This window comes from Desulfovibrio sp. 6_1_46AFAA (assembly GCF_000224635.1).
GTDB lineage: Bacteria > Desulfobacterota > Desulfovibrionia > Desulfovibrionales > Desulfovibrionaceae > Desulfovibrio > Desulfovibrio fairfieldensis.
Genome location: NZ_JH114303.1, coordinates 477,883 through 487,296 on the forward strand (window position 1 = coordinate 477,883; position 9,414 = coordinate 487,296).

7 protein-coding genes and 1 pseudogene are annotated in these 9,414 nt (G+C 66.6%); 7 read left to right on the forward strand and 1 reads right to left on the reverse strand.

Features of this window, described 5'->3' with window-relative positions; translation table 11 throughout:
* Positions 1–16: 16 nt before the first annotated feature.
* The 7 genes from ccmA (at position 17) to HMPREF1022_RS12010 (ending at position 8,822) form a co-directional block, all read left to right on the forward strand.
* Complete coding sequence (gene ccmA, locus HMPREF1022_RS11985) at positions 17–739, forward strand: heme ABC exporter ATP-binding protein CcmA (protein WP_009303316.1); 723 nt, start codon at positions 17–19, stop codon at positions 737–739.
* Complete coding sequence (locus tag HMPREF1022_RS11990) at positions 727–1,404, forward strand: heme exporter protein CcmB (RefSeq protein ID WP_009303317.1); 678 nt, start codon at positions 727–729, stop codon at positions 1,402–1,404. Before ccmA ends, HMPREF1022_RS11990 begins: the two co-directional genes overlap by 13 nt.
* A complete protein-coding gene (locus HMPREF1022_RS11995; protein ID WP_009303318.1) occupies positions 1,405–2,076 on the forward strand; it encodes a cytochrome c biogenesis protein in 672 nt (223 codons plus the stop codon).
* Positions 2,077–2,109: 33 nt separating this feature from the next.
* Positions 2,110–2,247, forward strand: coding sequence for a CcmD family protein (locus HMPREF1022_RS17500; RefSeq protein ID WP_009303319.1), 138 nt, complete (start codon positions 2,110–2,112; stop codon positions 2,245–2,247).
* Entirely contained in the window at positions 2,240–2,911 is a 672-nt protein-coding gene (locus tag HMPREF1022_RS12000) for a tetratricopeptide repeat protein (protein WP_009303320.1), read from the forward strand. Before HMPREF1022_RS17500 ends, HMPREF1022_RS12000 begins: the two co-directional genes overlap by 8 nt.
* 135 nt (positions 2,912–3,046) lie before the next feature.
* Positions 3,047–3,805, forward strand: coding sequence for a tetratricopeptide repeat protein (locus tag HMPREF1022_RS12005; protein WP_009303321.1), 759 nt, complete (start codon positions 3,047–3,049; stop codon positions 3,803–3,805).
* A 205-nt stretch (positions 3,806–4,010) separates the two neighbouring features.
* Positions 4,011–8,822: an ATP-binding response regulator gene (locus HMPREF1022_RS12010; protein WP_009303322.1), complete on the forward strand. Its 4,812-nt coding sequence runs from the start codon at positions 4,011–4,013 to the stop codon at positions 8,820–8,822.
* A gap of 101 nt (positions 8,823–8,923) precedes the next feature.
* Here the strand turns inward: HMPREF1022_RS12010 and HMPREF1022_RS12015 are convergent.
* Positions 8,924–9,414, reverse strand: a pseudogene (locus tag HMPREF1022_RS12015) (IS5 family transposase); the annotation flags it as partial.

A 9,414-nucleotide genomic window follows, 5' to 3' on the forward strand; every position in this document is an offset into this window, starting at 1 on the left:
GCCGGGAGGCCCGCGCGTGCTTGAACTCGACCGTGTCGCCAAGCTCTACGGCGTCAAAGTGATCTTCAAGGAAGTGAGCTGCGCCTTCACGGCGGGCAGCGTCTCGCTGTTGGTGGGCGGCAACGGCGCGGGCAAAAGCACCCTGATGCGGATCATGGCCGGCTTGTCGCGCCCCAGCGCGGGCCGCGTGCGGCAGGCGGAATCCGGCACGCGTTCCGGCGGCCTCCGCCTGGGCTATCTCGGGCACGCCACCTTTCTCTACCCCGGCCTCACGGCACTGGAGAATCTGGCTTTCTGGCGCACGGCCCACGGCCTGCGCCTGTCCCGGTCCGACTTACTGGCCGGGTTGGAGCGGGTGGGCCTGGCCGCCCACGCCCACGAGCGCGCGGGCGTTTTTTCGCGCGGCATGGCCCAGCGCCTGAACCTGGCGAGGGTGCTTATGTTGGAGCCGGACCTCCTGCTGCTGGACGAGCCGGGCACCGGGCTGGACGCGGCCTCCCTGGCCCTGCTGCGCCGCGAGGTACGGGACGCCCGGCAGCGCGGGGCCTGCGTGGTGCTCATCAGCCACGATCTGGCCGGGGACGCGCCCCTGGCCGACCGCCTGCTGGCCCTGGCGGAGCGCAAACTGGTCTATGACGGCGCGCCCTCGGACTTCACGGGCTTTCATCCCGCGCCGGACGCGGCCGCCGCGGACAATACGGATAAGGCGGACAAGGGAGGCTCGGCATGCTGCGCCTGACCCTGGCCGTGGCCCGCAAGGATCTCGCCCTGACCCTGGCCAGGGGCAGCGGTCTGATCCAGGCCCTTTTGCTGGGCCTGCTGCTGCTTTTCGTGTTCAGCCTCTCCCAGGGCATCGGCGAGCGCATGAGCCCGCAGGCCGCCGCCGCCGTGTTCTGGCTGAGTTCGGCCTTCTGCCAGGTGTTGATCTTCAACCAGCTCTACGCCCTGGAAGAGGCCAACAACGCCCGCCTGGGCCTGCTGCTCTGCCCCGCCCCCATCCAAGGGGTCTGGCTGGGCAAGGCGGCGGCGGGCCTGACCCTGCTGCTGCTGGCCCAGGTCATCTTTCTGCCCGCGTCCGTGATTTTTCTGGGCCAGGAGCTGGGCGGGCCGCCGCTGCCGGGCCTGGCGGCGCTGCTGCTGGTGGATCTGGGCATGTGTGCCCTGGGTTCCCTGCTGGGGGCTCTGGCCCAGGGGCAGGCGGCGCGCGAATCCCTGCTGAGCATCGTGCTTTTTCCGCTGCTCACGCCCCTGCTGCTGGCCGGTATCGGCGTGGGCGCGCAGACGCTGGGGGCCGCCTCCCCGGACGGGCCCAGCGGCTGGCTGGGCGTGGCCTGCGCCTTTGACGCGGTCTTTCTGGGGGCCGGTCTGTTGCTGTTCAGCTTCATCTACACGGGGGACGAATAAATGCCGCAACTTCTGGCTCTGCTGGGCGGACTGGCCTTTGCCTGCTGCCAGTGGCTGATCTATGTCTACGCCCCGGAAGAGGCCACTCTGGGCCTGATCCAGAAAATCTTCTACATCCACCTGCCCCTGGCCTGGTGGGCGCTGATCAGCTTTTTCACGGTCTTTCTGGGTTCCATCGCCTATCTGTTGCGCCGCGCGCCCGGCGCGGACAGACTCTGCGCCGCCGCCGCCGAGGTGGGCGTGCTGCTCAGCGGCCTGGCGCTGGTCACCGGCATGCTCTGGGCACGCAAGTCCTGGGGCGTCTGGTGGACCTGGGACCCGCGCCTGACCACCACCCTGATCATGTGGTTCGTCTACGCGGGCTATCTGGTGCTGCGCGGCCTGGATCTGCCGCCGCAACGCAAGAGCCTGGTCTGCGCCGTGGTGGGCGTGGTGGCCTTTCTGGACGTGCCCCTGGTCTTCATTTCGGCCCGGATCTGGCGCTCGATCCATCCGGCGGTTTTCGCGGCCAAGGGCGGCGGCCTGGAGCCGGAAATGAAGATGACGGTCATTGCCTGCGTGCTTTCTTTCGGTCTGCTCTGGGCCGGGCTGGTCTGGCTGCGCAAACGCCAGCTCGATTTACGCGCCCGCCTCGACGCATTGACCGCCAATGCCGACAACCCGGCGGCGTAAACGCCGCAGCGAACTCTCCCACGGAGGACATATATGGATACCCTCACCTGGATCGTCATCGCCAACGCCGCCGTCTGGATCGGCCTCGGCGCGTATCTGGCCTTTCTGGCCGCGCAACAACGCGCTCTGGCGGCCCGCCTGAGCCAATGGGAGATGCTCAACCATGACTGATCTGCCCAAGCTCAATACTCCGGCGCGCGTGGTGGCCCTGCTGCTGGCCCTGAGTCTGGCGGCCATGCTGGTGATTTCCCTTACGGAGCGCTTCAAGCATCCGCAGATCACCGTGCATGTGCAGCCCGCGCCCCAGGCTCCGGCGGGCATGGGCGGCGACGCCATCGGCGCGCTCATGCAGCAGGTCGCCCAAAACCCCCAGAACGTGGACGCCCTGGTCCACCTGGTCGAAGCCCTGATGACCGCCCAGAACTGGGAGGCCGCCGAGACCTTCGCCCAGCGCGCCGTCACCCTGGATGTGAACAATCCCCAGCCGCTCTACCTGCTGGGCGTCATCAAGCACAATCAGGGCAAGCACAAGGAAGCCGCCGAATTTCTGGAAAAGGTGGTGACCCTGCATGACAACGCCTCGGTGCGTTACAGCCTGGGCGTGCTCTACATCCATTTTCTCAACGACCCGGCACGCGGCGTGGAGCACCTCAGCGCGGGCCTGCATGACCCCAAGGCTGGCGAGGATCTCAAGAAGGGCATCCGCGAGGAGCTCGAAAAAGCCCCGCTGCCCCATGCCGGTGACGCGGAAAAGAACACGCCGGATCAGCCGGTCCGGCAGGACAAGATGAATAAAAAAGTCAATAAAACCAATGAGAAAGAAGCGCGATCCTGAACCGCTTCCCGTCAATGCCGCAGTTGCCAGGCCCGCTTCTTGACCATAAGTTGCGGGCTTGCCTCTTTTTTTTTCAGGTTGTAGGTTGACCGCAAAGACTTTCGACCGCGCCCCACCCACGTTATTGAGGAGCTTATGGCCCGCCGTAAAAGCAAAAAAAGCCCTGAAACGGAAGCCGCTTCGCCGCGCGAAGCTCTGACGCGCCCCAATCCCGACGCCTCCGGCAATGCATCTCCCGCAGCTTCTTCGGAGGCCGCGCCTTCCGGCATGGTGCGCAAAAGCACCTGCATCATGGGCATGCTGCTGACGCTGGCGCTGGGCCTGTATCTGGGCGGCCTGCTGCCCGGCCTGATCAACGATCACGGCCCGGCCGTTACGACCCACCCCGCCACGGCGCAGCCGGAAGCCGCGCCTCCCGCTCCCGCCGCCCAGCAGGCGGCCAGGCCCGCGCAGGACAATCCGCCGCCCATGCCCCCGGAACTGGCCCAAAAAATTGCCGAGCTGGAAAAAACCCTGCTGGCCGATCCCAAGGACGCCGCCCGCTGGGCGGCCCTGGGCAATCTGTATTTCGACACGGGCCAGGCCAAACAGGCCATCTCGGCCTATGAGCGTTCCCTGACTTTCGCGCCGGGCAATCCCGACGTGCTTACAGATCTGGGCATCATGTACCGCGAGGCCGGAGCCTACGAACAGGCCGTGGACAGCTTCCGCAAGGCCTCGGCCGCCCGGCCCGGCCATGAAAACGCCCTGTTCAACGAGGGCGTGGTGCTCTATTACGATCTGCACCGCAAAGACGAAGCCGTGCAGGCTTGGCAAAGCCTGCTGAAGGCCAATCCCGGCGCGCGTTCGCCGGACGGGCAGCCGGTGTCCGAATTGATCAAGCATCTGCATTAGGGCTGTCAGAGATGATGCCCGCGCTGCCCGGCGGGCGCGCGGATGCCGCACGCAACGTTAAACGCCCGGCGTTGCAGCGTTGCTCCGGTTTAAGCCAGTAACGGCTCGCCCGGACGTCACGCGGAGACGGAACCGCGCGGCGTCCATGCAAGGAGCGGCCCCGCCGTCCGGCGCGGCGGAAAGTTATATGACAGGCGGAAACACTATGGCATACGTTTTTTCCGGCACGGCCCGCTTCCGGGTTTCGGCCGCTGTTCTTCTGTTTTGCGCGCTCTGCTTCGGCTGGGGCGGCGGTGCCCCGGCCCAGACCATGCTGCCCGCCGCGCCCACCACGTCCAGCACGCCCCTTTTGCCCTACCTCGACTATCTGCTGGATGAAACCGGCACCATGGATGTGGAGGAAGCCGCCGCTCCGGACAAGGCCGGGGACTATCGGCCTCTGGCGCTCAAGGATCTGCCGCGCGAAACCGGGGTCATGTGGCTGCGCTTCACCCTGGCTCCCCTGCCGGAGGGCGCCCGGCCCGCCACGCTCTTGCTGGACATGGGCGAAAGCGTGCCCGGCATGCCCATGCTTTATGAACCCGTGTCCAACAGCCTGAGCGGCGCGCTGGAATGGCGCGAATCCAGCCCTGCCCAGCGCAATGTGCTGCTTCTGCCCGAGGCGGGCAAGGAACCTCTGACCTGCTATATCCGCCTGGACGGTCTGCCCGGCCTGTGGTTCGCGCCCATGCTGCGCACCCCGCAGGACGCGGCCACCAACTGGGGCAGCCTGTCGCGCACAGCGGCCATTCTGGCCCTGGGCGTGGTCATGCTGCTCTGCCTTTTGCGCGGCCTTTCCGAAAAGGGCCAGTGGCGCGTCTGGACGGCCCTGTACGTGGGCGTGGCCCTAGGTCAAGGCCTCATGGGCATGCCCGCCTCCGGTTCCGGCCATATCGGCCTGGGCGAGTCCGGGGCCGTGCTGGCGCCGGGTGTGGCCCTGATGCTGCTGCCCCATGTGGGCCGCCATCTGATGCGTACCCGTGAGCGTTCGCGCGCCCTGGACATCCAGCTCCTCCTGCTCTCCCTGCCCGGCGCGGTCCTGGCCCTGCTGCCTCTGGTGCCGAACTTCGGCTGGCTGACCCGCTATCTGGATCTCTGGCCCCTAGGCACCCTGATTTTCGTACCCACCGCCCTGGGAGCCTGGATCATGGGCCTGGGCGGAGCCAAGCGTTTTCTGCTGGGTTGCCTTCTGCCGCCGCTCTTTGTGGCCGGGGGCATGCTGGGCCTGGACAGCGGCTTTGCCCCCAATCTCCTGGCCTCCGCCCCACTCTGGGGCACGGCTCTCAGTGCTTTGATCATCGCCGCCACCAGGGCCCCGCACGACACGGCCGCTGCACAGGCTGACTCCACGGCGGCCAAAGCCGTGCGCAGAGAGGCCGACGGCACCATCACCCTGGACCAGCCTCTGGACGATCCCAATCTGCGGCTGATCCCGCCGGGACCGCCCATGCCCCCGGATGATTCGGAGGCGGACGCATCCGCCGCGCGCCCTGATCCTCAGACCGCGCCGCACGCCGGTCTGCTCTCCGGCCTTCCGCCCAATCTTCTGGAAGACGCCCTGCGCCTGCCCCTGGACCGCCTGATGCGGGAAGGCGCGGCCCTGGGCCATTGCGCCCTGCCTCCGGCAGTACGCCAATACGCGGAAAACATGCTGGCCGCGGCCCGCCAGATGGCGGATATTGTCAGCAATCCCAAACAATTGAATCAGGAACGGCCCACCCCCGAAGCCGCCGCGCCTTTCAATCTGCAGCATCTGATGCGCGAAGCCCATGACGCCGTGGCTCCGGCGGCGGAAAGCGCGGGCATCGGCCTGGCCTGGTACATGCCGCCCCATCTGGGACATATGTACGAGGGCGAAGCAGGAGCCCTGAACGAAACCCTCTGCCTGTTGCTGGAAAGCGCGGTACGCGCCACCAGGCACGGAGCCGTGCATTTTTCGGTGCGCCGCGTGCCGGAAAGCGTCGATGCCGGGCATCTGCTCTTCACCGTCACGGACACGGGTTCGGGCATGCCGCCCAAGGAGCGTTCCAGCCTGGCCCTGACCCGCGCCTGGGAACTGGCGGGCGCGCACAAGGGATTTCTGGGCGTGGAGTGCAGCCCCCACGGCACCACGATCGCTTTTACCCTGCACCTCAAATATCTGGAACGGGACGACAGCGAGGGCGCGCCCGTGGAGCGCAGGCAACCACTGGTCCTGGTCGCGGCGGAAAGCGCGCTGGATCGCCAGATGCTAGCCCGCATGCTGGACGGCATGCCCTGCCGCAACGCTGAAGCGCGCAGCTTGAGCGAGGCCCTGCAACTGCACAAGGGCGAGGTCGCGCTCCTGCTGATAGCGCAGGGCAAGCTGGCCTCTCCGGCGGCGGGCGATATTCTGCGCCGGTTCCGCGAACTGGCGGCGACAGCGGGCTTGCCTTTCTGCAAGGCCCTGGCCGTCACCGTGGACGACAGCCAGTGGGACCGCCTGGCTGACGCCGGTTTCACCCATGCCCTGCTGGAGCCGGTGGACAGCGAAGCCCTTTGCCAGACCGTACGGGAAATTCTGGATGCCGCCGCGGCCGCGCGGACAGCCGATGAAACCGGACAGGAAGCCGTGCCCGCGGAACCCGCCGAGCAAACCGGCACGGCCTCGACAGATATGACAGCGGCGGCTCCTGAAGCAGCCGCGCCTTCCGCCGCAACGGCGGGAGCACCGGCCGGACGGCCGCCTCTGCCGGATCTGTTCGGCAACGAGGACGGCCACGGCGCCTCTCCCCTGAAAATACCGGATCTGACGGCCCTGCCCGATCTGTTGAGCTTTGCGGAATCCCTGCGCGGCCCCGTGGTCGGTCCGGGAGAGGATAAAACATCCGGCAAACCCGCGGGCGGCCTGTTCAGCGGCCTGCCGGAAAACGGCGATCCCCTGCCGGACCTTGACCTGCCTCCGGCGGAAGCCGGTCTGACCCCGGTCAGCCGCCTGAACGCGTCCCATAAGGCCGCGCAAGAGCAGCCGGACATTCCGGCGGGCCTGTTCGTCAATCCCTACGCACCCGACGATCTGGTTATGACCGCGACGTCCAAAACCACGGCGGTCGAATCCGAAAGCAACGAGGCCCCGGTTCCCGCATCTTCTCCGGAAGACGCCGCCATGCAGGCGGAATTTTCCGTGGCCGCTGGCCTGGAAGGACCGGTCTGGGGTGAGGAAGAGCCTGCGGAGTCCGATACGGCACAAGAGACAAACGATGCCGCCCCGGAAGACGCCCCATCCACGGAAGACCTGGCTGACGGCAGCGTTATGGCAGCGGGAAACCCGGCTTCAAGTACCGAGGAAACTCCTGCGGAGCCCGCCCCAGTCGTTGCCGCCGCTGATGCAGCCGAGGAAAAAACGGCGGACACAGTGGAGAACGCGCCGCCCGTTGAAGCTCCCCAGGCTGTTGTCTCCGTACCGGAAGCCGACATTGAGGCCGTGCAGCCTGCCGCTGAAAGCGCTTCCGCCGCTCCGGAATTGCCGGAAGAGCCGAAAACAGCCGCCCCAGTGGAGGTGACCGCGCCGGAAGAAGTTGTTGCGGAAACGTCCGTGCCGGAGAGCAAACCAGCGGCAGCCGTGCCGCCGGCCCCGGAAAAGCCCGTGGAGCCGGAACAGCCCCGTAAGCCTGCCTTCCGGCCTGTCACGTTTGCCGCGCGGCCGGGCGCCACCATTGTCCCCATCCGGCCCAAAGCCGCGCCCAAGGCCGCAGCCGTGCCGGAAGTGCCGGAAGCCAAGCCCACTGTCACGGTCAGCGCCACAGGCTCCTACACCAGCCCCCGGCAGAACACGCCCGGCGAGTGGGTGGGCGAGCCCATGCCCATCGGCAGCCCCCTGTCTTCCCGTTCGCAGGACGCGGAAGCCGTGTCCCCCACCGAAAACGCTGTGCGTCGCGGACCACGCATCACGATCAGATCCGTTCCGACCACAACCGCCCGGCGGGACACGGAGAACACCGCGGATACCGCCAAGAACGCCTATACCAGTCCCAGTCTGAGCACGCCCGGCGAATGGGTGGGGGAACCCATGCCCATATCTCCCAAAGCCACGGCTGACAGGCCAGCTCCGCCCAGGCGCGACGGCCCGGAAGAAGCCCTCCGGCAGGTGAACAAGGCCGGTCTGGATCTGAGCCTGACCAATGCCCAGGTTGCCGCGCGGCGCGCCGCAACCGTGCCCGCGACGCCGGAACCGACGGCAGTGGAAAAGCCCGCAGCGGCAGCCCCTGGTCCCACCGGCACCGAAGAACGGCCCGCACCCGCGCCCACTCCCGCGACGTCCCAGCCGCAGGAAGCCACGGCAGGCATGCCCGTGCGGGAGACCAGTCCGGTTTCGCCGTTCGTTCCGGAGACCACCGCTGCCGCAACGGCGGCCGATTCAGACGGTTCCGGAGGGCTGAGCGGTTCCATTATGGACTTTATCGCCGGAGCTGAGCCCGTAAAAAAAGAAGTGCCGCCCCTGGCCGCGCTTATTGCGGAAGTTTCCGGCCCCTCACCCGCCCCCGCGCCGCCCGCCCCGCCCCTTGCGGAAGAGCCCCGGCGGGCCATGAGCAGCCCGACCCCGGAAAAAACAGTTCAGGGCCGTTTGCAGATGCCCTTGCCGGAACCCCGGCCCGTGGCCGGGACAAACGAAGCCCGACCCGCAACGGACAGAGCGGCCCCTGTGCCGCCGCCTCCCGCGCCCGCAACGCCGCCGCAGCCGGGGCCTGACAAGACCATCCTGCAACTGGTGGAACGCCTGGACGCGGCCATGGAAGACGCCCAGCAGGCTTTCCAGAGCCGACGAGGCTATATGGTGGGCGAGGCCGCCGGGCGTATTGCGGCGGAGTCGGACGCCTTCGGCTTCCGGGTTCTGGCCCGTATGGCCCGCTGTGTGGAGCGGGCGGCCAAGGCCAACGACATGAACGCGCTCAAGGATCTGCTGCCCGAGCTGGCCGTGGCCGTGGAACGCAACCGTATCGCGCTTACCCCGCGCAAATAAGCGCGCCCTGATAAAGCGGACGACAGCCCGTTCCCTGTGGGAGCGGGCTGTTTCCGTTCAAAACACTTTTCATCATGAAGTTGTTTTAGGGTCTGTTAACACTATTTCAGAGCTATAACAATTAACGCAAAGACGACAAAGGCCAGGAACATGACATCGAGCTTGTCGAACCGAGTAAAAACACGGCGGAAGCCTTTGAGCCTCCTGAAAAGCCGTTCTACCTCATTACGTCTTTTGTATAGCTCTTTGTCATACTCCCACGGTTTCAGTCGGTTGGGATTGGGCGGCACCACCGGAGTGAAGCCCAACTCACGTCCCAAGCGAGTCGTTTCATTACCCTCATATGCGCCATCCATAAGCAAGCTGCACGGCGCTGGCATCGGCCCCAACTGGACAAGCAGCCTGCGCCCCTCGGGGGCATCGCCGGCGTTGCCGGGAGTGAGGCTGAAATTCAACGCGCATTCAGCATTCGCGGCAACCATATGAAGCTTGGTCGTCCAGCCGCCTCTGGACTTTCCGATGGACTGCGGACCTGTTTTTTTAAGGCCCCTGTTCCATCGGGATGAACCTTAACAATAGTACTGTCGAGAGA